Annotated in this window: 22 protein-coding genes and 1 pseudogene; 8 read left to right on the top strand and 15 right to left on the bottom strand. The window is 55.5% G+C overall.

The window, feature by feature from the left end:
* Nucleotides 1-798: 798 nt before the first annotated feature.
* Nucleotides 799-1,338 (bottom strand): annotated as a pseudogene (locus CP97_RS16520) (SDR family NAD(P)-dependent oxidoreductase).
* A 254-nt stretch (nt 1,339-1,592) separates the two neighbouring features.
* A complete protein-coding gene (locus CP97_RS16330) occupies nt 1,593-2,060 on the bottom strand; it encodes a type 2 periplasmic-binding domain-containing protein (RefSeq protein WP_048886544.1) in 468 nt (155 codons plus the stop codon).
* Between the two features lie 59 nt (nt 2,061-2,119).
* Here CP97_RS16330 and CP97_RS16195 point away from each other — a divergent pair, with 59 nt between their 5' ends.
* The 3 genes from CP97_RS16195 (at nt 2,120) to CP97_RS14525 (ending at nt 4,546) form a co-directional block, all read left to right on the top strand.
* The gene (locus CP97_RS16195; protein WP_063612462.1) at nt 2,120-3,313 is read left to right on the top strand and encodes a thiolase family protein; all 1,194 of its coding nucleotides are present in this window, start codon (nt 2,120-2,122) and stop codon (nt 3,311-3,313) included.
* Nucleotides 3,310-3,759, top strand: coding sequence for a Zn-ribbon domain-containing OB-fold protein (locus tag CP97_RS16190; RefSeq protein WP_048886542.1), 450 nt, complete (start codon nt 3,310-3,312; stop codon nt 3,757-3,759). The genes CP97_RS16195 and CP97_RS16190 overlap by 4 nt, the downstream gene beginning before the upstream one ends.
* A 301-nt stretch (nt 3,760-4,060) precedes the next feature.
* The gene (locus CP97_RS14525; protein ID WP_063612461.1) at nt 4,061-4,546 is read left to right on the top strand and encodes a non-heme iron oxygenase ferredoxin subunit; all 486 of its coding nucleotides are present in this window, start codon (nt 4,061-4,063) and stop codon (nt 4,544-4,546) included.
* A gap of 217 nt (nt 4,547-4,763) precedes the next feature.
* Here the strand turns inward: CP97_RS14525 and arsB are convergent, their stop codons facing one another.
* Nucleotides 4,764-5,852, bottom strand: coding sequence for an ACR3 family arsenite efflux transporter (arsB, locus tag CP97_RS14520; RefSeq protein ID WP_227819622.1), 1,089 nt, complete (start codon nt 5,850-5,852; stop codon nt 4,764-4,766).
* A complete protein-coding gene (locus CP97_RS14515; RefSeq protein ID WP_048886540.1) occupies nt 5,845-6,174 on the bottom strand; it encodes an ArsR/SmtB family transcription factor in 330 nt (109 codons plus the stop codon). The genes arsB and CP97_RS14515 overlap by 8 nt, the downstream gene beginning before the upstream one ends.
* Before the next feature lie 226 nt (nt 6,175-6,400).
* On the opposite strand from CP97_RS14515, the gene CP97_RS14510 reads away from it, so the two are divergent.
* Nucleotides 6,401-7,000: a TetR/AcrR family transcriptional regulator gene (locus CP97_RS14510; RefSeq protein ID WP_161485473.1), complete on the top strand. Its 600-nt coding sequence runs from the start codon at nt 6,401-6,403 to the stop codon at nt 6,998-7,000.
* Between the two features lie 64 nt (nt 7,001-7,064).
* Here CP97_RS14510 and CP97_RS14505 read toward each other — a convergent pair whose 3' ends face one another.
* From CP97_RS14505 to CP97_RS14475, 7 genes are all read right to left on the bottom strand, one after another.
* Nucleotides 7,065-7,682 (bottom strand): ABC-type transport auxiliary lipoprotein family protein, encoded by a 618-nt coding sequence (locus CP97_RS14505; protein WP_063612459.1) that lies wholly within the window; start codon nt 7,680-7,682, stop codon nt 7,065-7,067.
* The gene (locus CP97_RS14500) at nt 7,679-8,587 is read right to left on the bottom strand and encodes an MlaD family protein (RefSeq protein ID WP_048886537.1); all 909 of its coding nucleotides are present in this window, start codon (nt 8,585-8,587) and stop codon (nt 7,679-7,681) included. The genes CP97_RS14505 and CP97_RS14500 overlap by 4 nt, the downstream gene beginning before the upstream one ends.
* Nucleotides 8,587-9,354 carry an ABC transporter ATP-binding protein gene (locus tag CP97_RS14495; RefSeq protein WP_048886536.1) on the bottom strand — a complete coding sequence of 256 codons (768 nt, stop codon included), beginning with the start codon at nt 9,352-9,354 and terminating at the stop codon, nt 8,587-8,589. Before CP97_RS14495 ends, CP97_RS14500 begins: the two co-directional genes overlap by 1 nt.
* Nucleotides 9,351-10,394 carry an ABC transporter permease gene (locus CP97_RS14490; RefSeq protein ID WP_227819621.1) on the bottom strand — a complete coding sequence of 348 codons (1,044 nt, stop codon included), beginning with the start codon at nt 10,392-10,394 and terminating at the stop codon, nt 9,351-9,353. Before CP97_RS14490 ends, CP97_RS14495 begins: the two co-directional genes overlap by 4 nt.
* 356 nt (nt 10,395-10,750) lie before the next feature.
* The gene (locus tag CP97_RS14485) at nt 10,751-12,139 is read right to left on the bottom strand and encodes a phospholipase D-like domain-containing protein (RefSeq protein ID WP_048886534.1); all 1,389 of its coding nucleotides are present in this window, start codon (nt 12,137-12,139) and stop codon (nt 10,751-10,753) included.
* Nucleotides 12,140-12,261: 122 nt separating this feature from the next.
* The gene (locus CP97_RS14480; RefSeq protein ID WP_053106664.1) at nt 12,262-13,956 is read right to left on the bottom strand and encodes a mechanosensitive ion channel family protein; all 1,695 of its coding nucleotides are present in this window, start codon (nt 13,954-13,956) and stop codon (nt 12,262-12,264) included.
* 268 nt (nt 13,957-14,224) lie between these two features.
* Nucleotides 14,225-15,382, bottom strand: coding sequence for a patatin-like phospholipase family protein (locus tag CP97_RS14475; protein ID WP_048886533.1), 1,158 nt, complete (start codon nt 15,380-15,382; stop codon nt 14,225-14,227).
* A 624-nt stretch (nt 15,383-16,006) separates the two neighbouring features.
* Here CP97_RS14475 and CP97_RS14470 point away from each other — a divergent pair.
* Nucleotides 16,007-18,241 carry a copper-transporting P-type ATPase gene (locus CP97_RS14470; protein ID WP_048886532.1) on the top strand — a complete coding sequence of 745 codons (2,235 nt, stop codon included), beginning with the start codon at nt 16,007-16,009 and terminating at the stop codon, nt 18,239-18,241.
* Nucleotides 18,242-18,535: 294 nt separating this feature from the next.
* On the opposite strand, the gene CP97_RS16185 is transcribed toward CP97_RS14470, so the two are convergent.
* Nucleotides 18,536-18,976 carry a hypothetical protein gene (locus CP97_RS16185; protein ID WP_149036497.1) on the bottom strand — a complete coding sequence of 147 codons (441 nt, stop codon included), beginning with the start codon at nt 18,974-18,976 and terminating at the stop codon, nt 18,536-18,538.
* Between the two features lie 40 nt (nt 18,977-19,016).
* Nucleotides 19,017-19,835, bottom strand: a complete 819-nt coding sequence (locus CP97_RS14460) for a universal stress protein (protein ID WP_048886530.1) — start codon at nt 19,833-19,835, stop codon at nt 19,017-19,019.
* A 130-nt stretch (nt 19,836-19,965) separates the two neighbouring features.
* Here CP97_RS14460 and CP97_RS14455 point away from each other — a divergent pair, with 130 nt between their 5' ends.
* Nucleotides 19,966-20,364, top strand: a complete 399-nt coding sequence (locus CP97_RS14455; RefSeq protein ID WP_227819620.1) for a hypothetical protein — start codon at nt 19,966-19,968, stop codon at nt 20,362-20,364.
* Between the two features lie 49 nt (nt 20,365-20,413).
* Here the strand turns inward: CP97_RS14455 and CP97_RS14450 are convergent, their stop codons facing one another.
* Entirely contained in the window at nt 20,414-21,031 is a 618-nt protein-coding gene (locus CP97_RS14450; RefSeq protein ID WP_048886529.1) for a response regulator transcription factor, read from the bottom strand.
* Nucleotides 21,024-22,184, bottom strand: coding sequence for a PAS domain-containing sensor histidine kinase (locus CP97_RS14445; protein WP_048886528.1), 1,161 nt, complete (start codon nt 22,182-22,184; stop codon nt 21,024-21,026). Before CP97_RS14445 ends, CP97_RS14450 begins: the two co-directional genes overlap by 8 nt.
* A gap of 255 nt (nt 22,185-22,439) precedes the next feature.
* Between CP97_RS14445 and CP97_RS14440 the strand changes: the two genes are divergently transcribed.
* Together CP97_RS14440 and CP97_RS14435 are read left to right on the top strand one after the other, a co-directional pair.
* A complete protein-coding gene (locus tag CP97_RS14440) occupies nt 22,440-23,615 on the top strand; it encodes a L,D-transpeptidase family protein (RefSeq protein WP_048886527.1) in 1,176 nt (391 codons plus the stop codon).
* 136 nt (nt 23,616-23,751) lie between these two features.
* Nucleotides 23,752-24,243, top strand: a complete 492-nt coding sequence (locus CP97_RS14435; RefSeq protein WP_048886526.1) for an Hsp20/alpha crystallin family protein — start codon at nt 23,752-23,754, stop codon at nt 24,241-24,243.
* Nucleotides 24,244-24,471: the final 228 nt, after the last annotated feature.

The following is a 24,471-nucleotide window of genomic DNA, read 5'->3' as shown; positions in this document are numbered from 1 at the left end:
TTCTCCGTAGCATTCTTCTCTTCGAAGAGAGCTTCTCCTCGACTCGCGCAATTTCGAATCATGTCTTTTATACATGCTTAGAAAAAACGAGCAAGCGTTCGGTAGGGAAAAGATTTTATCTTCCGACGAACGCTTGGGGAAAAATTGTGGGGTTGTGAAAGACACAATGTGCTTGCCCGGGAACCCTCAATCGCGACGTCTGTCGCGCGTTTTTGAAGGGAAGGGCCGTGAGGAGGGGGCGGGGTCGGCTTCTCTCGCGAAGTGAGTGACCCAAAGCCGCTTTCTCAGCACTTCGCGTGTCGGTTGACCATTTCGTTCGCCGCCTGCAATTCAAGCCCGATGGCGTCGCGGACAGGCTTGATCGCTTCGATCTTACGCCCACGCTAGAGGGCATCGATCACTCCTGGGCGAGTCATAACCTTGCATGTTCATCAGCTGCATCGGGGCCGTTGGATGGTACCCTTCTGCGCTGCTTACGATTTGTTATGTTGCCACTGGCAGATGAGCGCGAAAGCTCCCAAGCCGCTAGCACGGTCAGGAGACCGCAATCCTCGCCTGCAATCCCGCTTGTACCGGCGAATTTGCCCGCGAGGCTCCGCGCGGATTGCTGCGGACCTTGACGGTCGATCGGGCTATGGAATTGACTAAATGGACGCGCCCCCATCAATCACGATATTCTGACCCGTGATAAAAGCAGCGTAAAATACCGCTATAGGCGCATGTCGCTCGGTCGACCAGGACGTCGATGCAGGTTGCAGATTCATCTTCGGCCGTGATCTTTGGCTTTGCCAGCGTTGATTAGGAAAAGTCTGTTTCAATCACACCCGGAGAAATCGCATTCATGCGGATCTCTGCGGGACCCAATTCGCGCGCGTAATTACGCGTCAATTGCAGCAGGCCTGCCCCTAGACGTGGGATCGGCGCCGATATAATCATAAGCACGAAAATCGCTGATCGACGCGATATAGAGGATCGAGCCCCAGCGAGATTTTCCATATGCGGTATCGAAGCTTGCGTAAGTCAATAAGCCAAAAGAATATTGTTGTTAAGCATAAGCTGGGAATCTTCGTCGGGGATCTCATGCTGGGGGCAAAAGTAAAAGGACGAGGCCGCGTTGCACACCATGCAGTCAAGCCTGCCAAATACTGAAACCGTTTCACCAACGAGATCTTCCAGCGCTGATTTGTCCGCGATGTCTGCGTTGCATGCAATCGTCACATGCTTGCCTTGCGCCTCGTTGATCTTTTCGGCTGCCTTGTCACAAGCTGCGCTTCGCCTAGATGAAATTACAATATTGTAACCGGCGCTCGCCAATTCGGCCGCAACCGAATTTCCAATCCCACGTGTTGATACGTTCTGATTGTTGATCCTGTTATGATTGCAACGCGTCCGGTTTTCTCAATTGCATCTGTCATTTAGGTTCTGCGCTTCTTTTCACTCGTCGCATTTCTTGTCTGGCGTTGCTGCATACGCGCAGCATGATCCGGCCCCATGAAATCCTCCACGCCCTCGTTCCAGCGGATGCCCTGGATTACCGAGACGATCCGCTCGCGCAGCCATTTGTGAGCGGGATCGCTGTGAAATCGTTCATGTCATAGCAGCTTAACGTCAATCGACGGCAATTTGACAGGGTGTTCGTATCCTAGCACACTAATCGGAGAGTCTTTCAAGGCTGGACAGAAAGCACGCGGTATTGTCGCAAGCAGGTCAGTCTCTGCCACTATATTCGGTATCGACATGAAATTGGGTACCCGGACCTTTATCTTGCGATCGATGCCAAGCGCCTCGAAGTTCTGTTCCAGCAAGTAGAAGTGACCAGTGCCCCGAGCCTCGGCAACTACGTGACCGGCGTTCTTGAATGCCGCCATCGAGATGCCTTCAGCCGCCGCTGGATGCCCTTCTCGGGCCAAATCCAATCGACTGGAGATCTTCGCTGGTGGATTGGCAGAGTTGAGCATCGGATCCGGCGCGTTGACGGGGAGCTGAAGATCGCTCGTAAACGTGTGGAGCTTATCAATTCTAAAGAGCCGGTTCCGGCATTGGCATTCCTGATCTAACATAGGCCAAACTGTTTCGTTCGTTCAGAGTCAAAATTAGAATAGATAAGGGCCGTAAGGCGATGGCAAAAAAACGAACAAAGACCAGACGGCCGATCGCCAAGATGAGCGGCATAGGTTTTAGCGAGATATCCCGTGAATTTATCAAGGCGCAGGATAGCCTGGCAACCGATGCTATCATCGCGGCGGTTGACGATGCCGGTCTTCAAAAAAAGAATATCGATGGCGTTCTGATCAACCGAAGCGATATGAATCCGCCTGGCGCGTTGTCGATGAGGTTGCTGGATGATCTCGGTTTGCGAGATCTGTCCTTTGGGAATGTTTTTGCCTCTCAGGCTGCCTGCGGTGTGCAGATGGTACAATATGCGGCGATGGCAGTCGCGCACGGGATGGCGAAGAATATCGTGTGTGTGTTTGGCGATACCCCTGTCCTTCCTCAGCGCCGCGGTGGAGATGCCTATGCCATCGACCTGGGATTGACCAACGTTGCTGGTTGGGAGCGACAGTATGGCCTGTCCGGCGCTATCGGCGCATATGGTCTCGCTATGCGGCGCTACATGGATGTGAATGGCGTGAGTGAAGAGGCATTTGCAGAAGTAGCAATGGCGGCGCGTCAATGGGCACAAAAGAGTCCGCTCGCCTTCCTGACCAAACCGATGACTGTCGATGATTACCTCTCATCGAAGTTCATCGCCGAACCGTTGAGAATGTTCGATTGTGCGTTCCCTGTGAACGGTGCTGGTGCGGTCGTTGTATCATCGGCGGAATCTGACGAAGCGAGCGAGAATGGATCCGCCTATATCTGGGGGATGGGGCAGGGCAATCGCGGTTATCTAGCCCATGGTGAGTATGACAATGAGACCCAGACATCCGCTACGGTTTGTGGAAACATAGCTTATGAAATGGCTGGGATTTCCGCGCGCGAAATTGATCATGCACAGATTTACGATGCTTTTACCCTGACCACCATGCTTGGGCTTGAAGGTTATGGACTGTGCCCGCACGGCGGAGCCAAGGAATTCGTGAAGAACGGGGCACTGGCGCCGGGCGGCTGCATGCCGGTCAATACCGGTGGTGGCCAATTGTCCGGATATTATTTGCAAGGAATGACCCAGGTTTCCGAGGGATATTTGCAGGCTTCTGGTCGTGCCGGAGAGAGGCAGGTCGAGAAGAATGGTTGGTCACTGGTCACCGCACAGGGAGGCCGGATGGATTACCACGCTTGCCTGATCCTGAGTTCGGAGAAGACACATTGAACAAGAATCATAATTTTAGGAATGAGAAAGATATCTCTTTCTGGGAGGCAATCGGCCGTTGCGAATTCTTGCTCAAGAAATGTGGCAATTGTAGCACCGTACTTGCACCTGGTACCAAGTTCTGTCCGGAATGTTGGTCGCATGATTTGGGTGAGGTTAAGGCATCAGGGCGCGGAACGGTTTACAGTTTCGTTGTCTTCCACTGTGCGCTCAGCAAGAATGAAACTCCGCCATACGGCGTTGCGATGATAGCGCTTGAAGAGGGCGTGCGGATAGTTTCGAGAGTGAAGGGCAATGGCGCTGTGAATATTGGTGATGCGGTGGAGGCCAAATGGTCGAAAATGCCAGATCAGATTCCGGTACTTGAGTTCGTCCAAATTATGGAAACGGGCAAAGCTTCGGATAGGCCTAACTCGTTACAGATTGTGGCGGCACCGAGAGGGTGAGATTGGCGTTGTCATCGCCTACATCGATCCAACGGTTTCAACTCTCGTCGTCTGATTTGGCAAACCTTTGTTTGCAGAGGTTAAATTTGCAAATTTGGCAGGCCAAGGTCCACATTCTTTGAAGGAATACTGCACGCGGAAAACGTTCCTTCCCACCCTCGCTGTAAGAATAAGTAATGGCCTCAAGGTTAAGAATCTGCGCCTTAGTCTGTGGAGACCTGATTTTGAATCGTTCCATAGGCTGCAGAAGTACGAATGATAAGTGCTTACTAAGGGCCCTTCCTAGACTTAAGGATGTCTAATGAAAGATATGTTGTTTTTGTGTAAAGAAGAGGACGTCGTCGAAGACCCGCCTATGTCTATCGATATTAAGGGCCGCCCTCCGTTGGCGGTCTATCAGTTAAGCGAAGAAATTTACGTGACAGACCGTACATGTACGCATGGTGACGCAGATTTGACTGAGGGCTTTCAGGACGGTGAGGCAATTGAATGCCCATTTCACGGGGGTGCCTTCTCGATAATCACTGGCGAGCCAATTACACTACCTTGCTCGAAACCCCTTTCGACCTATTTTGCGATCGTGCAGGGAATGTGTATATCAAAGGGGCGCTCGATTCTGCGAATTTCCCGGTATCATAATTCATCTGAAATATGCAGGATTCCTGTTTTTGGCGTCATGCGGAGCATTGATGGCCGTTTCTCGGCCGTGTTGACAAAAGACTTCAGCTATAGGCGGCCGGCGGTGAGGTTTAGGAAGCTTTCAAAGGAGAGGACGGTCTCGTCATAGCGCGTGGCTATAAGCAATCGAAAACTGCAGATCGCGCACGATCGAACCCTTTATTCCCAGCCCGCAGGGTCGAGGTAAGCCTTTGAGAAGCCCGAAATCGAAAGGCCCGCATAGCCCGGCCAATTGCAGACGGGTCTAAGCTGTCTGCAAATACTTAGCCTCAACACGTGATTGATCGATGATTGCCGAGTGATTGCGCGAGCGCTGCAGCCCCGGGTTATGATGGGTGGCGATGTTCATTGGGAAACCAGTGTTTGGTGCGGTTGGCGAAAGCGACGAGCGAGAGCATTACCGGCACCTCCACCAGCACGCCGACGACGGTTGCAAGCGCGGCCTCCGATCCAAGGCCAAACAGGCTGATGGCCACGGCAACGGAAAGTTCAAAGAAATTGGACGTGCCAATCAGCGCACAGGGCGCAGCAATATTGAATGGAATACGCCACGCCCGGGCTGCACCATAAGCGACGAAGAAGATGCCATAGGATTGAATCAGCAAGGGAACGGCAATGAGCGCTATGATAAGTGGACGATCGAGAATTACCTCGCCCTGAAAGCCGAACAGCAGCACCACGGTCATCAGCAGGCCGACCATCGAGAACGGCTGCACCCTAACTTTGAAGCGGTCCACCGCTGCTTCGCCTTGCAGGGCGACCAGTCTGCGGCGGGTTACATAACCCGCCAGCAACGGCAGCACGACATACAGTCCGATGGACAGCAGCAAGGTGTCCCACGGCACTACGATATCGGTCATGCCAAGCAGGAAAGCGACAATCGGCGCGTAGGCGAACACCATAATGACATCGTTCACGCTGACTTGCACTAGTGTATAGGTCGCATCGCCGCGTGTCAGGTTCGACCACACGAAAACCATCGCCGTGCACGGGGCTGCGCCGAGCAGGATGAGGCCCGCAAGATAGACCCGCGCATCGTCAGGAGGAATCAAGTCTGCAAATACATAATTGAAGAACAGCACACCGAGTGCAGCCATCGTGAACGGCTTTATCAGCCAGTTAACCGCCAGGGTCAGGACCAGCCCCTTCGGCCTGTCGCCAACTTGGCGCAGTGCTCCAAAATCCACGCCGACCATCATGGGGTAGACCATCGCCCAGATCAGCACCGCGACTGGCAAATTGACAGAAGCAATTTCCAGCGATGCAAGCGCCCCAAAAAGACTGGGGAACAGATTGCCGAACAGAAGCCCGGCGGCGATAGCAAGGGCTACCCAAAGGGAAAGCCAACGCTCAAAGGTTCCCAGACCCGCTGCGGCTTGCGGTGGTTTTTCGACTGCGACAGTTTTGTCAGGCACAGGCAATCTCATCTATCACGGCCTGACACAGTTCCGGGCGTCCACCGCAGCAATCTTCCATCAGGAATGCGAGCAGCCCGCGCATTCCATCCATATCGGCGAAATAGCGAATGCTGCGACCCTCGCGCTGGTTTCGGATCAAACCCGATTGGGTTAGTATCGAGAGATTGGCCGACATCGTGTTTTGTCGCACTTTCAAGGCCTTGCTAACCTGACCAGCTAACATGCCGCCATTGCCTGCCCTTACGAGAAGGCGAAACGCATCAAGCCGCGTCGGTTGACCGAGAGCCGCAAAGGCATCCAGGGCATCAGTCTTATCCATATATCATGAAATACAGATATAAGACTAAGAGTCAAAGGGTGGCTTTGGCGACAGACTGAGTGGTCTTCGTGCTCCATAGCGTGAAAGTCACGTTGGGTGACGCTGGTACGCCTCTGCCTTTCTTAAAGATGTTGGCGATGGTAAGATGGTGCAATAACCGGCTGTAGAAGGGCGTGACAGGTCATGGGATCCAGGTTGAATGGGTAGGCCTACGCGCCAAGCTTCGATGGCCTTATCGAGAAAGATACTCCGGACTGCTCGTCAGGTCTTTCTGGAAGAAGGCTTCGTCAGAACGACGACCGAACGCATTGCCGAAAGAGCAGCCATATCTAAGCGAACCCTGTATACTCGTTACAGGGGCAAATCCGCATTGTTCGAGACGGTGATCCTGGCGGAAATCCACGATCGATTGAACGATCTGGAGCAAGACATACCGGATCTTGGCGATGTCACCCAGGATCTTGCTGCTCTAGCTGAAAACCTTCTCTCCTGGATGCTTTCCGATATCCATATCGCAATGGAGCGCGCCGTCATGGCAGAGGCTTCGCGTTTCCCGGCGCTTGCGCAAAAGCTGTATGAATTCGGCTTTATCCGTACGACGAAACTGGTGGTCAGGGTGTTGGAGAGAGCGGATGAAACAGGCGAGATTGCTGTGTCGGATACAGATTTTGCCGCTGAACAATTCGTCTCGGTTGTGATCCTGTCCCCATTTCGTCGTGCTGCGCTGGGCATAAGTGACGCCGGCTTTACTCCGGAAACTGCCGAGCGAATGAATCGATCAGTGCATCTCTTCGTTCACGGCTGTCGGTCGTCCGCCAAAATTTGATTGATGGCCATCCCCTGTAATCAGGGGGATATTAGAATTTAGCTGCCGCCAAGCCTCGACCAGTTCATTCGCCGAGGTGCGCTCCGGCCCAGACAGCCATCTCGTCAGCAATTTGTACACTTGCCGTGTCGAAAGCGTCGATGACTGAAGAAACCGTGTTCTCCATCGCCTGCACATCACGGGAAAATTTTCCAACTGCCAAAGGGGCAGAGTTCGTAGCCCGGGTGAGTTCGGCCTGAGCGGCAATACGGATAACCGGCGGCGCTTCCGGTCCATTTTCATAATAGGCTGCGTAAGAGGTGAATCTCGTAGAGAGAACATGATGATCGGCTAATCCCGCCTGGATCGGTACATAGGCCTGGGTTGTGTTGCGCTCTATGCTTTCCCTGATCAGATCGCTCATCATCTCGGGTGCGGGGCTGGCCCACCGCGCCTCGGCCAGATATGTGATCTCCTGCATTTCGACGGTGGCGATCCGGTCTGCATCCACGCCTGAAGGCATCTGCGGGCGAGCGATATAGAGAGGACGGCGGCCGTGTGCGATTTCCGGTGTCGGCTCCGCAATATTGCCCAACCGATACAGGGAGGTCTCGCCGCCAATCCCCAAAACACCGCCGCCGCACCCCGTCAGACCAACCAGCATCGCGAGTATCGCAAGGTTCTTCGATAGCAATCTGGTCATTCTGGTAGTTTCCTTTCACGGGGATTACGCCGCAGTTGACGAGAAAGCTGCTCGACTTCAGTCGCGGCTTCGTCGAGCGATTCCAGTGTCTGCGCGATCCCCGATCCGCCCGGCCCGGCCAATCCGCTTGTGGCTGTGTCAAGTTGCTGGATGACGGTGCGCGCCTCGGCGATCCCAGCCTTCAAATCTCTTGCGGCTGCCGACACGTCCGCGAAGGCTTCCCTGCCATCAACGTCAATCGCCGTCCGCGCGGACTGCGCAGCACCTTCGATATCTGCAGCGGCGCGGTCCAGTCGGGCAAATGTCTGTTCCGCTTTTTCAAACATTCCGCGACTGGCGTGGAGTTGTTCGGTGGTGGCCTTAACATCGGCAATTGCGGACGAAATGTTCGCGATGTTCTCATCGGAAAGAGTTCGATTGACCCGGCTCAAGACTTCCGAAGCATCCGCAAGCACCTCGCCGCCGCCGTCTATCAACGATTCCATCGAGCTTGCTTCAGGCTGGATGGTCGGGCGCTGATCACTCGAGCTTTCTTTCAGCAAAGGCTTTGTTGGCGTTCCGGCGCCGATCTGAATATGCTTGCCGCCGGTAATTCCCTCGGACTCGGTCGATGCAGTTGAATCCGATCTTACCGGCGTATCCTCGCGAACACGGATTTCGGTCACAACCAGATTTGGGTTGTCCGGATCGAGCTGGATTGACGTGATTTCCCCGACGGAAATTCCATTAAACTGAACCTCGCTACCTTCGCTCAAACCACGAATAGGGCCATCGAAAACGATACGGTATTTGTCGAAATCACTGGCGAATTGGGATTGCCCCAACCACAGCACAAATGCGAACGCAGCGCCCAGGAGGACAAGCGTCAACCCGCCGATAAGACCGTAATTCGCTTCTCGCTCCATTAGCAATTCCTTTCCTTGGCCCGTCCCGCACGGCCCGCGAAGAAATCCTTGACCCATGGGTGATCGGACTCTTCCAACTTGGGAATTGAGGCAGTTTCCACGATCTTGCGGTCAGCCACCACGGCGGCGCGGTCGCAAATGGAATAAAGGCTGTCGAGATCGTGAGTTATCATGACGACGGTCAGGCCGAGTGTATCGGTCAAGGTGCGTATAAGTTGATCGAATTCTGCCGCGCCGATTGGGTCGAGCCCCGAGGTCGGCTCATCCAGAAAGAGCAATTCGGGGTCCAGCGCTAGGGCCCTAGCAACGCTAGCGCGCTTGCGCATGCCCCCTGAAAGTTCGGTCGGCTGTTGGCGCGCAACTTCGGCTGCAAGTCCGACCAGACCAATCTTCATCAAGGCGACCCGCCTTAGCCATTCGCCGCGCAATTCGGCATGCTCGATCAAAGGGGCTTCGACATTCTGCTGAACAGTCAGAGAGGAAAACAGCGCACCATGCTGGAACATCACGCCAATGCGGCGATCCACAGCAAGGCGATCAGAGACATCCGACATCTCCTTGCCAAAGATTTCGATGGTGCCGCTATCCGGTTCAAAAAGGCCGAGGATAGCATTCACCAGAACCGACTTTCCGCTTCCAGATCCACCAAGGATCGCAAGTATCTCTCCGCGGCGAACATCAAGGTCCAGATCCTCGTGAACGACATGCTCGCCGAACCGAGTGGTCAGACCCTCGACACGGATGATATGGTCATTCTCTTCGCTCATATGCCAAACACATTGAAAAGAATGGCAAAGGCAGCATCAAGAAAGATGATGGCGAACAGCGCCTGGACAACAGCCACTGTGACTCGGGAGCCAAGTTGTTCGACATCGCCCTTGACGGCCAGGCCATGACGACATCCGGCAATGGCTATCACGGCAGCAAGAACAGGAACTTTTGCCATCCCGACCCAGAAATGGCGAATATCCACTGCACTTTCCAATCGTTCGACAAACAGGATCGGGCTAACGCCCATAATGCCCCAACTGACGACCAGGCCCCCTGCCAGGCCGGCGATCATGGCGATGACCGAAAGTAACGGCATGGTGATGAGCAAGGACAAGAAGCGGGGGAGAACAAGCGCATCGAACAGATCGATACCCATTACCTGCATTGCCTCCGTTTCCTGGTTCATGCGCATCGCGCCGATCTGGGCGGCAAAGGTCGATGCCGATCGCCCGGCAAGAAGGATGGCGGGTATCAACACACCGAATTCTCGCAGGACCGAGATGCCGACCAGTTCCACAACCAGTTCAGATGCCCCCAATTGTTCCAGCAGATCACTTCCGATCAGGGCGACCACCGCCCCGATAAAGAACGTCATGATGGCAGTCAGCGGCAAGGATTCGAGTCCGGCTTTCTGGATTGACGATGCCAGGGCAACCGGCCGGATACGGCTAGGGTGAACGATCGAGCGAACCAGTGAAACCTCTAGTTTTCCCAAAAATCGGGCGCTTGTTCGTAAGGCTTCCCCAGCCTGATAAACCGTTTTTCCCAAGCGAATGTGCAGTCGTTGGCGGTCAGCTCTTGGGACATCTGCCCCTTGGGTGGCCGCGTCCACCAGTTCGAACAAGCGTGTCAGATTTTCAGGCAGCCCTTCCGATTTCGTCACCTCGGGCGCCAGGGTCAGGATCGCAAGTGCACCGACGCTGTCGATCCGGCCTAGCTCGCTACAGTCGATTTCCAGATGAGCCGAAGAATCATAAGAACCTGTCTCTGGGAGGTCTGCGAGACTTTGCGTGGTCCAGTCGCCCGAAAGGACCAATGTGGTTTTTTCCTGCTCTTTTCGAACGGAAATTTCTGGGCGTGACTCCGGATTCATCGAACAAGAAATGCAGCTGAAATCGAAGGTGCAATAACAGAAATCGGAACTGGTCGAGCAGCGGGCCCGGGATACACTCCAAATTTGCCGGGATCAGTCAGATCCGTGCTGGACAAATAGCTCATGCGACTCTGCTTGTGACCCTTAAGTAAACTGGTCCGTATCGTTAAATTTCTGGGTAGGCAAGCGCTGCCTCATGATGTTCGGGCCATCGATTGGCGTAGCAATGCCAGCCTCATCCGTACCATCGAACCTTCAATATCTTGGGACCCCATTGCAGCAACCAGTCGTGGCCGAACTTACAGGAGCGGATCGATCGGGAGCTTTTCAAGAAGCCGGACCAGCGCGCGGGATACGAGGCTTGTCCCTGGCTCCTGTTGTTCAATCATGGGATTGTCGTCCCTTGCGTCGATCCAGCCTAACCGCCCGTCGTCGATAACGACGTGATAGGTGTTCTGCTCGATCGCAGTGTCAAAGACTGTGCGCATCTGCTCTGCAAGTCGGGGACTATCAATCACAATGCCCAGTTCAGTATTAAGATTGAAGGACCGGGGATCGAAATTGAGCGAACCCACGAACAGGCGTTTTGCGTCGACGGAGAATGCCTTGGCGTGCAGGGTCGTTCCGGGTTGACCATTCCGCTTGCGGGAGTCTGTCCAGATGAACTTTCGCGCCTTCTTGGGCTCATCATTTGGGGCCGGCACCTCGAACAATTTCACACCGGCCTCGATCAGCTTGCGGCGATGCTTGGCGTAGCCCGCGTGGACTACGCCCACATCCGTGGACGCGTAGGAATTGGTCAGCACGCGCAGATCCACACCGCTTCGTGCCATCTCTCCAAATGCGCGCGCTCCATCATTCGTGGGAACGAAATAAGCCGAAACGATAAGCAATTCGGTCTGCGGCTCGCCGATGATGTCGGTGAGTTCATCGAGCAAACTGTCCACTTTCTCCAGATTGCTCGATACCTTCTCCGGAGGGTCGCTGACGAGCTTGACCGGCGCCCATGTCAGTTCGGCCTCGCCTTGTGCTAAGCGTCTCAGCAGAGGGGCATCGGCAACGTCCTGCCGGTAATTTATTGATGCGCGGTCACCCACCCGACGGGTAAGCCTGCTTTCCAACTCAACTGCATTGGAGGGGGAAACCTCAGGTACAATTTCCTCGATCTGAACGGCAAGCGGGGAATCCCAGAACCTATCGAAGCAGTCCGTCACTTCCTGCACAACTGGCCCGATGCAAGCCGCATCGAGATCTGCGAAAACGCCTAGCCGCTTGGCCGCGAAATACTCATCGCCAATATTGCGTCCACCAACGATCGCGACCTGATTATCAGCGATAAAACTCTTGGAATGCATCCGCCTGTTGGCGCGCCGAAAACGGAACAGGAAATTGAGCGCTTTGAAGCGCCGGCTGTGAAAGGGATTGAAAAGCTTAATCTCGATATTGGGCGAGCCCGCCGTCAAGCGAAGTATCGGATCCAGCCCCGCGATCCCGTTGTCGTCGAGCAGGAGACGAATACGGACACCTCGTGCCGCAGCCGCTCTGACCTGCTCAAGCATCAAATTGCCAGTAAGATCGTCATGCCAGATGTAATATTGCAGATCGACCGAACGCTCGGCATTCTCAAGTAGAATTTTTCGTATCGTGAAAGCATCAAGACCGTCACTTAACAGTTCGACGCCGCTCATGCCGGGATTTTCGGAAATGTTTTGAGCCAATCCCAGGCGGAGCGTCGACAGCCAGGTGTCGCCTATAGTGCGGCTGGGCAACATCTTTGGAGCCCGCTCGGACCGTGGCCGACACACGACTGTCAGGCTTCCTGATCGCGTTGCAGGTGTATCGTTTGCGTGGGAAACGCAAAGTCGATCCCAAGTTCGTCCAGCTTGCGCATGACCGCGAATAACAGCGTTTCCTGCATTGCGAGCGATTCAGGATAGGCGCGCGTATTGAAATAGGCGAACATTTCGATCTGTAATGCGCTGTCGCCAAACCCGTGAAAGCGGACCCGTGCATCGTCATCGATGATATTGCCGTCATCGGCCAGGATCGCCCGCAATTCGCGAAGCAACTGCTCCATCTGCTCGGCACTGGTGTCGTAGGTAACGCCAATAGTCTGATGGAACAGAAAGCGATCCCGGAGAGCGTAATTTTCAATCCGTTCCGAGGCGAGATAACCGTTAGGGATCGACACCAGTGTACGGTCAAGTGTCCGCACGAGGGTGGAACGCATTCCGATATCTTCTATCGTGCCAAACACTTCGCCTATCTGCGCGGCATCACCAACCTGCACAGGCCTGTCCGCGATCAGGGTGACCGATCCGACCAAATTCTCAATGGTCTTCTGCGCGCCCAGGGCCAGAGCGAGGCCACCAATGCCGAGTGCGGCGATACCTGTCGTAACATCGAGCCCTATCGTGTCGAGCACGGCGACGACAGCGATGGCCAGCAGGACCACTTTCGCACCACGTCGAAGGAAGCTGACAATCGTAACCGCCTGACGCCGTTCGGCCCGGTGCATCCGGCCAGTCACGATTCGTGCGATCGCGTCGACCAAGCGCAATGCAAACCAGGCCAGGGCGATCCAGGCAACGATGGCGGCATATCGCAGCAGGGTCTGCCGAGCAACGATCGACACTCCGAGCCCGTCAGCCGTGGCGTAGAATGTGAGGACCGCCAGATAGAGGGACAGCGGCGGCATGGCTGCATCCAGAAACCGATAGGCCGGACTGGTGTCGTGGGTGGCGATGACGCGCCTCAGAATGACCATAAGGAGAGCCGCCAGAAGCCTGAACGCGGCAAAGGCGAGTAGCGCCAGGCCGATAAGCTTCAACCAATCTAGGAGAGGCGCCCCAGCAACGCTCGTGCCCTCCTCGGCACTGACTTGCTCGACCGCTTCGGCAGGCACGAACTGCTCAATCGCATTCTCTGTTTCCGATGCGATACGCCACTGTTTTGTGCCATCCACCTCTATTTGCTGGAGCAGAATTGGTGCTCCTGCTTCTTCTGCAGCAAGATTTCCGACTCTCTCGAAATCTTCGGCGAGGCCATCATCGATAACGCCCGTCGATGCGTTTGAGAGCACGGGAAAGGGTAGCAGGCTCCCGCCGCGATCAAGAGCAATCTGGAGCTTCCTTGCCAGATCGGCAGCACGTTCCAGATCGCGCTGCGCGGCGTCTGGAGGATCGCCACCACCTTGTCCTTCTTCCTCGATCCTCTGGTCGGGAGCCATCTCGACCTCGGCATTCTCGATGGAAGAGGACTGTTCGTCCGCTGTCATCGCGAAGAACTGCGCTGCACGAAGGTAGTCCGCATCGCCCAATGCCTGGAGCAGGCCCGTTACCATACTGCGCGGTGTTTCCCGCCCAAACGGATCCGGCGCGGGTTTTACCGGCTCTTCTTCAGGAATCTCCGCGCCAGGGAGCGACTGCGCTACTGCGGGAGATGCAAGTGCAAGGGTGATCGCACCAAGGATCAGCACGCGGAATAGATGCAGAGCCGCTTTCATTCTTCGTTTTCCATGTCATCCAGCATTCTGCAAAGCGCTTAGCAAATTTCCGCGTCAAGGATACATAGGGGGCGGGGCAATACCACCAGCGAACTGGCTCCGCGAGCCGGATGCTTCAACTGCCGCGGCCTCGCCCGGATCACCGACCAACGGTCGTATTCTGCGTAGCTCTAGGTGCCCAAATGCGGGCGGGGTTGCTGGATAAAGCCAACTGTCGCGCCAACCGATTACATGCCTCCGTCAACGTCAAAGACCGGGAGGCCGACGCTCATGGAGTATTCTGCGCCTCATCGACACTATTCGACCAGTCACCTGCACGCCCGCGTTCTATCCCATGATCGTAGAGCGCGTTCATATAGGGTTGAGAGAACAGCTCATCCGTTTCAAAATCGAAATCTGCCCCGATATAGCTCATGGCGAACCCGATATCGTTGTTGGCGGCGAAATTCTGCACGTTGACAAGGATCGAACGGTCGTGCGCGGAGAGGACCGTACTGAGCGCACGGGTTATAATCGGAAAGATCGATGCCTCAACAAGCTCATATTGCGGCCGCAGTCGACCGTTCATAATCACGAAGATTCGATCCTGTCCGGTGCGGGATTTATGATCTCTGGAGAGTGCCATGCTTTCGGGGACGGCAAGAAAACCGGCTGTCGTAGCGCCATCCACATGCATTTCGGAAAAGCGTTCCTCATCACTTCCGGTCACCTCGATCATCACAGGTGCGAACAAGCCTGGCACGCTGGCCGATGCGAGCAAGACCTCGCGGAACAGCTCAAGTCGATGTGGATGGGTGCTCTGCGCAATCGCTCCCATATCCCAGATTACGCCGCGGGCGGCATCGAGGTTGGTCGTTTGCACCAGCAAACGTCGGCCCCGACCATGCTCAATTGCGATGGCATCAAGCAGGCTGCTGTCGATATTTTGTGCGATTAGAAGCTTGAGCGGATTGGCGTCCGCTGCGCTGGGCCGCGTAAGCAGGCCCACTATTCCGCGCTGACGATAAATATCCTTGCGCGAAATCTCAGTGAAGAAAGCGCGTAGCTTGTCATCATGGTCAGAACCGAGGAAAGCGAAGGGGGCAATCAATGCACCTGTGCTGACGCCCGAAACGAGGGTAAACTGCGGGCGATCACCCGTATCGCTCCAGCCTTTGAGGAAGCCCGCAGCATAGGCGCCATCATCGGCCCCGCCTGAAAGGGCGAGCAAGGTATCGGGCCGGGCGATAGTCGCATCGACCGCCATATCTTCTCGCATCATGGTAAACGTCGCGGCGGGAGCATCTGCCCAATAACGGATCGATGCGAAGCCCGGCACTTGCGCCATCGCCGCCTGCGCCTCAGTATGCGGAATACGATCGGGCCAGGTGGTGCACCCGCTCAGCGCGAGCGAAATGGGAAGTAGTAAGGTCAGCAGTTGCCGCATCAGTCGAGTGCCTCTACTTGTAAGTGGGTTTATCATGTCAGCAGCATGTAAAGTGCTGGAATGATGAATAGCGAAAAGATGGCCGAGGCCACCAGGCTGAATATGATCGCAAAATACAGCGGGCGATAGCTAGGGGCAGGCGTTCATCGACCATAACTTATGTCGCACCAAAACATCTTCCACCGAAAGATCGGTTAGTTGAACCTCAATTGATACAGCCATGCCTGCAGTTCCTTAGATCGCAGATTTCCTGCGGTGCTGCTGAGCGCCTCCCGCCAACTCATTCAAACGTGTGGATAGATTAGGACGATTCTTACCCGGTCGGTTTCTCAAATTGCTAACAGCTGGCGGTTATCCTTGGGACAACCGTGTGCAACGACATGTCGTTTCAATCCTCGCCTACAAATACGGAAGTGCGCAGAAACACCAACGGCGCTGCCCGTTCTCCGTTCCACACAAACCCTGAGCGAGATAGGTTTCGAGCATGATCTGAAGGCCATCTCTAGGCAACACAATGCTTGCTACAACCGGGGCACACTGAATAATGTTGGGCCGTTAGCTTCATAAAAAGCTGAGGTAGAAGGCGAGAAGCAGTTGGCTGCGATGCATTAAGAAGGACTAGCGATGAGCAAGGGCACGAGTGTGATCGAAGGCACTGCCATCGATCCGGTATGCGGTATGAGCGTAGCGATCGACGGTGCGAAGCACGTTGATGCGGTGGAAGATGTGCCTGAGGGCACGATGTACACTTGCCCAATGCACCCTGAAATTCGGCAGCCCGGTCCCGGTTCATGCCCGATTTGCGGAATGACGCTCGAGCCGGAGTTGGTCTCGCTCGATGATGGACCCGATCCTGAACTGGTTGATATGCGGCGGCGCTTCTGGGGGAGCGCGCTGCTCACCCTGCCATTGTTCGTCTATGCGATGAGTGACATGGCACCGGGCATCAGTTTCGACCGGCTTATTGAGCCCGCCCGTGCACAATGGGCGCAGTTCGCACTCGCAACCCCAGTCGTTTTATGGGGAGCCTGGCCGTTCCTTGTCCGCGCTGTCCAATCGCTGAAAACCCGCAATCTCAACATGTTTACGTTGATCGGTTTTGGTGTGGCGACCGCCTATCTCTTCAGCGTTGTGGCAACGGTTGCGCCGAATATCTTTCCGCCCGCGTTTCACGACAGTTCCGGGCGGGTTGGGGTTTACTTCGAGGCGTCTGCGGTCATCACGACGTTGGTCCTTTTGGGGCAGGTTCTCGAGCTCAAGGCGAGGGGGTCCACGTCGAGCGCCCTGCGCGCACTGCTCGAACTGGCTCCGCCTAGCGCGATGAAGATTTTCGGATCCGGCGATGAGCGCGAAGTGCCGCTCGATCAGTTGATGACCGGTGATCGTCTTCGCGTCCGCCCTGGCGACAAGGTTCCCGTCGACGGAGAGATCGAGGAGGGGGCGAGTACGGTTGATGAATCCATGATCAGCGGCGAGCCGCTTCCGGTAGCCAAGCAGGGGGACGATACCGTCATCGGCGGTACGGTCAACCAGACCGGCGGGTTCATCATGCGCGCAACCGGCGTGGGCAAGGACACGATGCTGTCCAAGATCGTGCAAATGGTTGCCGAAGCGCAACGCAGCCGCGCGCCGATCCAGCGACTGGCGGATCAGGTGGCGGGCTGGTTCGTGCCTGCGGTGATGGTGATAGCCCTCGTCACTTTCATCGTCTGGGCAATTTGGGGTCCTGAGCCTGCGCTGGCCTATGCGTTGGTCAATGCCATAGCGGTACTGATCATCGCGTGTCCTTGCGCGCTTGGTCTCGCCACGCCGATGTCGATCATGACCGGCACCGGCAAAGGTGCGCAAAGTGGCATCCTGATCCGCAGTGCCGAGGCGCTCGAAACCTTGGAGAAGATCGATACGCTTGTGGTTGACAAGACGGGTACGCTCACGATGGGCAGGCCCGATCTGGTGGCAGTGACGCCAGCAGAGGGAATTGACGAAGCCGAATTCCTAACCGCCGTCGCTGGTGTCGAGATAGGAAGCGAACATCCATTGGCTCATGCCATCGTTGAAGGCGCAAAGGTGCGCGATGTTTCGCCAGCCAAAGCAACGGATCTGGTCTCGACCACTGGTGAAGGCGTCGACGCGGACGTGCAAGGTCGCCGTGTTGCCATCGGTAATGAGAAGATGATGCTGCGCGTCGGTATTGATGACGAAACCTGGCTCGGTTCGGCGGAAAGCGGCCGAAGGCGAGGCCAGACAGTGATGTTTGTTGCGTTCGATGGTCGTCCGGCAGGTCTCATTGCCGTGGCCGATCCGATTAAACCTACAAGCCAGGCGGCGATCACGGCGCTTCACGCCCGCGACATCCAGGTGGTAATGCTCACTGGCGATAGCCGCGAAACGGCGGAAGCGGTGGCGCGCGAAATGGGGATCGAGGAGGTACACGCCAATGTCTCTCCCGAAGACAAGCATCGCAAGATTGAGGAGCTGAAAGCGCAAGGTCGCCGGGTTGGCATGGCCGGAGACGGCATCAACGATGCTCCCGCGCTTGCAGCTGCTGATGTCGGTATCGCGATGGGGACGGGCACCGATGTCGCAATCGAGAGTGCTGGCGTGACTCTTGTGCGGGGCGACCTGAACGGAGCGGTGCAGGCCATTGTGCTGTCGCGCGCGACCATGCGGAATATCCGGCAGAACCTGTTCTTTGCTTTCGCTTACAATACACTCGGCATTCCGATCGCGGCGGGCGTCCTGTTTCCCTTCTTCGGACTGTTGCTCAGCCCGATGATCGCGGCGGCGGCCATGAGCCTTTCTTCTGTATCGGTGATCGCCAATGCACTGCGGCTGCGCAATTTGCGTCTCGATGACTGACAGAGGGTAGTTCGTACAAGTCTGTCGGTTTCGATCGTGGGAATGCCCCATAGGATCATGACCTAGATTGGCCCGGGGCGAGCAATAGCGGAAGATTCCAGCCAAATGCTGGCGGGTTTGGCGGTCGTGCCCAATCTGACCACGGGTGGTTTCACCAAGGGGATCGAACAATGATCGGAGGCCGTTTTTCAGGGCTTCATCTGAGCGATCATGTGTCGGTCAAGAATGATGTGCCTGGCAGACGCTCACCTTGAATTATCGAATTAAGGCCGGACTTTCTCAGGTCGCGGCCAATCACTCCGAGGTCGCACGACCCTGTTGTTCACTATCAGAGTTCGGAGCATCCACTGGCGCATTCGTCATAGGCGTTTCGGGAAGATTGACCTTCACGCCGCCCTCAGGAGCGGTAGTCCATTCGGAAGATGGCTGCGAGGCTGAAGAGGGGGCAGGTTCCGCTGACTGCTCAGATTGCACCCATAGCCATATCCCGCCCAGCACGATGGCCAGCAGAAAAATGAATATCCAGATATTTCTCGGCATTAAGGGCCCTGATTTTTCATCCATCATATCTCTCACCTGGGGAACAGCAAATAGTGTGATGGCGATAAGTGGGCATTTGATACCGCGTAATATGTAGATGTCCGTAGGCTGAGCTGCTTGTGGTTTAGCAACCGACACCTGTGCGCATACGTTGAGCGTCACGCTATCGTAGCCGGCTTGCGAGAAACCAGCCAACAGGTTCCAAAAACCTTCGTTTGGTGGACACTGATTTACCCTAGTGGCTCAGGAGTAAGGGAGTTTTCGGATTGGTCAGCATGTCACGCGTAACGCCGCCCAGAATGCGCTCGCGGAATCGTGAATGACCAAAAGCGCCCATCACGAGATACGCCGCCTTGCGGATCTCCGCGGCTTGGCTTAGGATTTCGGCGGTCGACAATTTTCCATCGGACGCCAGTTCCACAATTTCTGCTTCGATACCGTGTCTCGCGAGGTATTTCGCTGCATCGGTCGGTAGAAGGTCCGGTCGCTCGGCATCCTGCTGTTCGCGGACCGTCAGAATTTGTACCTGTGATGCCCGGCTCAGCATTGAAGTTGCGGCGCGCAAGGCATGTGCACCTTCGGGCGATCCGTTCCACGCAACTACGGCCAAGGCATCAAGCGAAAGGCATTTTGTCGATGCCGGCACCACAAGTATGGGAGCCCTAACTTGCGATACCACATCGGATACCAGCGAAGATGGATGTTGGGCACTGCCGACCTGGTTGTGTGCTCCCAGCACGATCAGTTCGCAGAGCGGAGCATAACGGGATATCTGGCGCGAGGCAAAACCATCGGAATATATCCAGTCCCAAGCAATGTCCTCACTGGCCAGTCTGGGTTCAATCTGGTCACGAACTTCCTTTGCTGCCTCTCGCAGATCCGTGACCACTTGCGTAACTACAGGGTAATAGAAGTCTGTTGCGATGCCCTGATTGTAGGGGACGGCCTGAAGACATGTCAGATGCCCGTCATATTGTCGGCACAGGTCCAGCGCGACCTGTAGCCGTGCCTCGAAGCAATCATCATCGTGAATATACAGTAAGATCGTGCGCATACGGTATCTCTTCGTGGTGTTAATCAATCTCCTATTATCAGAATAGTCGCATCACGCCGATGGTAACTACGCAATTGCCCTAAAGGACCTGCGTAGGTTTGCGTATTTCCGCTGCCGGGGAGACTGGCAGATGATCACGCATCAACCGACGCGGGAGTTGTTGATGAGCACCTGGAATATCGTGAAGCTGGAGCTTGCACGGACAGATGAGTTTCCCTCTGGTTCTGCCAGCCGATCGTATCTGATCCGTATTCCTCTGAATGATCGGGGGTTGATTGATGAAGCGGCGCGCGCAGCCGATCCGGGCCGTTCGACCGTCAGACGTTTCTGGCCAAACGAACGCGATCAATCGGGCTACATTCTGAAATCAGGCAATGGGTGGGTCTTTTCCTATGCGATCGGTGAGAACGATGATGAGAATCTTTTCCATCTCGAAAATCATCCGATTCTGCAGGGGGAATATGTGACCGTAACTGAATCCGACGGTGAGCGACTTCCTTATCGCGTAGCGTCCATATCGCCGATCTAGCGTATGTGGTTTTGCACGAAATAAGGGGCAAGCATCGCCTTGATCTCTCTCATTCCTTTTCGCCAATTTCTGCGGCGAATGCGATGCGGAGCAGGTCGGAAAGATTGTGGACTTCCAGCTTGTTCATCACATTGGCGCGGTGGATTTCGACTGTGCGCGGGCTGATCCCAAGGTCGTAGCCGATCGTCTTGTTGGGATAGCCTTTGACCAGACCCGCCAACACTTCAGTCTCTCGCTGCGTCAGACCGTTGATGAGAACTTGTGCTTCATCGCGCCGCGCATGCCGAAGACCATTATCGGCAAGACGGTTGCCAGCATTCTCGAGTGCGCCAAGCAGAGTGGATTTCCCGAATGGCTTTTCGATAAAATCGGAGGCTCCGTTTTTCATGGCCTTTACCGCCATATCAATATCGCCGTGCCCGGTCATGACGATGACAGGATGAGTGACGCCACGTTCACGCAACTCGGTCTGGATCTCCAGACCATCCCGCCCTGGCATTCTGACATCGAGCAGGATGTAGCCTGGGACGAGATCTCTCAGATGCGAAAGCAATTCCTCTCCGGATTCAAACGTTTCCACCCGGTAGCCTGACGTCTTGAGCATAAAGCCGACCGATCGGCGAACGCCATCATCGTCATCGATGAGATAAACTGGATAGTCAGTCATCGTCCGGCAGTGTCCTTTGCGTGACGAGCGAGAAATGGAATTGTGTTCCGCCCATAGGTGAGGGTTCAGCCCAGATCTTGCCGTCATGGGCGTTGATAATGGTGTGCGCGATGGAGAGACCCAGGCCCATTCCACTAGCTTTGGTGCTCACGAAAGGATGGAAAAGACGTTCGGCGACATGCTCGTCCAGCCCTGGACCGCTATCGCTGACAGTGACGACCATCATGCCATCAGAATTCAGATGACTGGAGATAAACAGCCGCTTAATCGTGCTTTCGCTCATCGCCTCGACTGCATTGCGGATCAGATTGACAAGCACCTGCTGGATCTGGACGGGATCGACCAGCACCTTGTCTTCTTCATCGGAAAGCGCCTGCTCGAATTCTACGCCGCGGGCATCGCCGTTTATCAGAGCGAGAGCTGTGGCCTCATTCACCAGTTTCGAAATGCTGGCAAAGGTCCGGGTAGTCTCTCCGCGCGCGATAAATTCGCGCAGCCGCTGTACGATTTGTCCAGCACGAAGCGCTTCATCGGCACTTTCCCGTAACGCATAGCGAACTTGGTCAATGTTGTGCGCGCTGGGCTCGTCCAGCAAGTCTTGCGCACCTTCGACATAATTCGCAATCGCGGTCAGCGGCTGGTTAAGTTCGTGGGCAATAGAAGTAGCAAGCGTGCCCATGGAGGAAATGCGCGAGACATGCGCCAATTCTGCCTGCAAGGAATGTAATTGCTGTTCGGTTTGACGGCTATCGGTCAAATCCCGAATGAAGCCTGCGAACAAACGCTTATCGGCCAGATTGACCTCGCCAACGGAAAGATCGATCGGGAAGGTCGCCCCATCGCGCGCCCTGGCTGTTGTCACGCGACCGATCCCAATGACCCGCCGTTTCCCTGTTTCCATATATTGACGCAAATAGCCGTCGTGCCGCTCACGATCGGGCGAGGGCATGAGGAGGCTGACATTCTCACCCAGCACCTCGGCTTCGGAATAGCCAAACATCAGCTCAGCCCCCGTGCTGAACGACAGGATGTTGCCGCTCGTATCGATTACGACCATCGCATCGGGCACGGTGTCGATCAGCGCATGAAGAACATCCGGGCCACCGAACGGGTGCAGCGCGGAAGGGCTGATGGAAGGTGGGTCTTTCGCCATTTTAGGTATCAAGTGCCAATATGCTGGGGGAATAACAACATCCTTTGGGTAGTGCGGACAATCGCAAGCAGCTCAAGGCTTCCAGATCCGCCATGCTACCCGTTGAGCCAGACTGAATTTAATCCGCAAAACAGGCCGAAATGCCGACCGGGCGGCACTTGGTTCGCAATTGGATATTATAGCCGGTCAAGACCCGAGCCTCTCTACGGACATGTCCTTATTTCGCCGTCCGGCAAGGCGGAGGAAATGCGCCCAATGCGAAATTTGTTTCTGATCCTGTTGCTATTTGTTGCAGGCTTCATGCCTCTGAATGCACAGGATACCGCGAACAACCATGCTCGGGGCAACTGGCGGCCGGCCCAAGCCGAAAATCTCTTGCAATGGGTGCTGCGGGCCGGTGACGAAGCGATCGAATTGCCGATGCAAACAGCCCGTGATCTGCGCGAGGCGATCGATACAGGCGAGCGAGATCATTTGAACGAGGTATCCGATACGGCTGCATTGCAATTGCTGCGTGCATATCACGGGCAATGCTGCGGCGACACGATGCCGGAGAACTGGCATATCGCGCAATCGGTAACCGATCAGACGCTGCGCGATAGGATTGCCGAGGCATTATCTGCCGACCGGATCGATCTGGTGATCCGCGCAGCCCGTCCCGATCATCCCCATTACAGCGCCCTTGCGACAGCTTACACAAACGAGACAAATGTTGCGCGCCGCCAGCTGTTGGCGCTCAACCTGGCGCGCTGGCGCAGCATACCTATCCCGGCGGAGGGGCGCTATTTGATCGTCAATTCCGCAGCGCAGGAATTGACTCTGTGGGAGGGTACCACAATCATGGATAGCTGGCGGGTGATCGTCGGCAAGCCGTCATCCCCCACTCCGGTATTTTCTGTGGACGTGTCTGGCGTCGTGCTGAACCCCTGGTGGAACATTCCATCCAGCATCGCGGCTGAAGGAATCGCTGCTTTCGTGCGCCAAAATCCAACTGCTGCGCGTGCGCAGGGCTATGTCTACACTAACGGGCGATATCGGCAGATGCCGGGCGACAATAATACGCTGGGGCGGATGAAGCTTGTAATGCCAAACCGGTTTGCTGTCATCCTTCATGACACCTCCAATCGCGAACTGTTCACGCTGGAAGAGCGCGCACGCAGCCATGGCTGCGTGAGGGTAGACAGGGCGCTACAGTTTGCGGAAACCTTGCTGTCTCCTGACGGTTGGGGGGCATCCGAAATCGAGCAAGCTATTAAAGCTGGAAGAACCGTCACGATTCCGCTGTCGCATAAAATCCCTCTTTATGTCGCCTATTTTACCGCTGCGCCTGATCGCACCGGAACGATCCGTTTTTTCCCAGACATCTACAATCGTGATGGAGCCGCAGCATTGCGGCAGGCCAATGGAGAAACCGAATGTGCATTGGGCTAAGCTGCAAGCGGCGAACAATCGAAACACGTTCCTCAGTCCTGCCGATCCGGCTTTCTACGGATGTTTCCGTATCGCTGCGTGATTGCACCCGATCTAATTCTTGGCTTCCGATGACCGCAAGACAGAGGATTGAATCGTGACCAACCAACTCACAACCCCGCGTCGTCCGCGCTCAGAGCACGGATTTGCTGAACGCTTCATCGAACCGCTTGCCAGAATGCGCAGCGGCGTCGATCACTTGATCGAGGATTTCCCCACACGTCTTTCAGCGTTTCCGTTTACAGGAGCGCCTGCGGTGGAAATGGCCGAAACCGATGATTGTTATAATGTGGCTGTCGAGGTGCCGGGTATCGCGTTGGAGGATATCGATTTGCAGGTCGATCACGACACGCTGATATTGAAGGGCGAGAAGAAGGAAGAACGCCAGGAAACAGATCGTGACTATGTCATTTCCGAAAGAAGCTACGGTACTTTCGAACGGCGGATAGCCCTTCCTGCCGATGCGCTGACAGATGACATCAAAGCCGAGGCTTCCGACGGCATATTGCGGGTCTCGATACCACGCAGCGCCGAAGCGGATACACGTCGACGCCGAATCGAAATTCATACCGGAAAGAAGGACGTATGAGGCTGTAATCCCGGTACTGCCTGCGCGATTTCCCCAACGCATGCGGGCAACTCTAATCTCCCGGAGTCCCTATGGGACTCACCGCCGAGACTATCACCCCGGTTCTTAGAGGGCCGGGGTGACTTTTAGGTGCCATCACCGCGCTTTGCAGTTCCTCTGCCAGAATGAGAGCACCGATACTTAATTCGAACTGGACGAACGAGTGATGGCAGGGGACCTTGAGGCTCT

Source organism: Aurantiacibacter atlanticus (assembly GCF_001077815.2).
Classification (GTDB): Bacteria; Pseudomonadota; Alphaproteobacteria; order Sphingomonadales; family Sphingomonadaceae; genus Alteraurantiacibacter; species Alteraurantiacibacter atlanticus.
The sequence above is the reverse complement of the archived record's forward strand: the minus strand, read 5'-3'. Positions and strand labels throughout refer to the sequence as shown.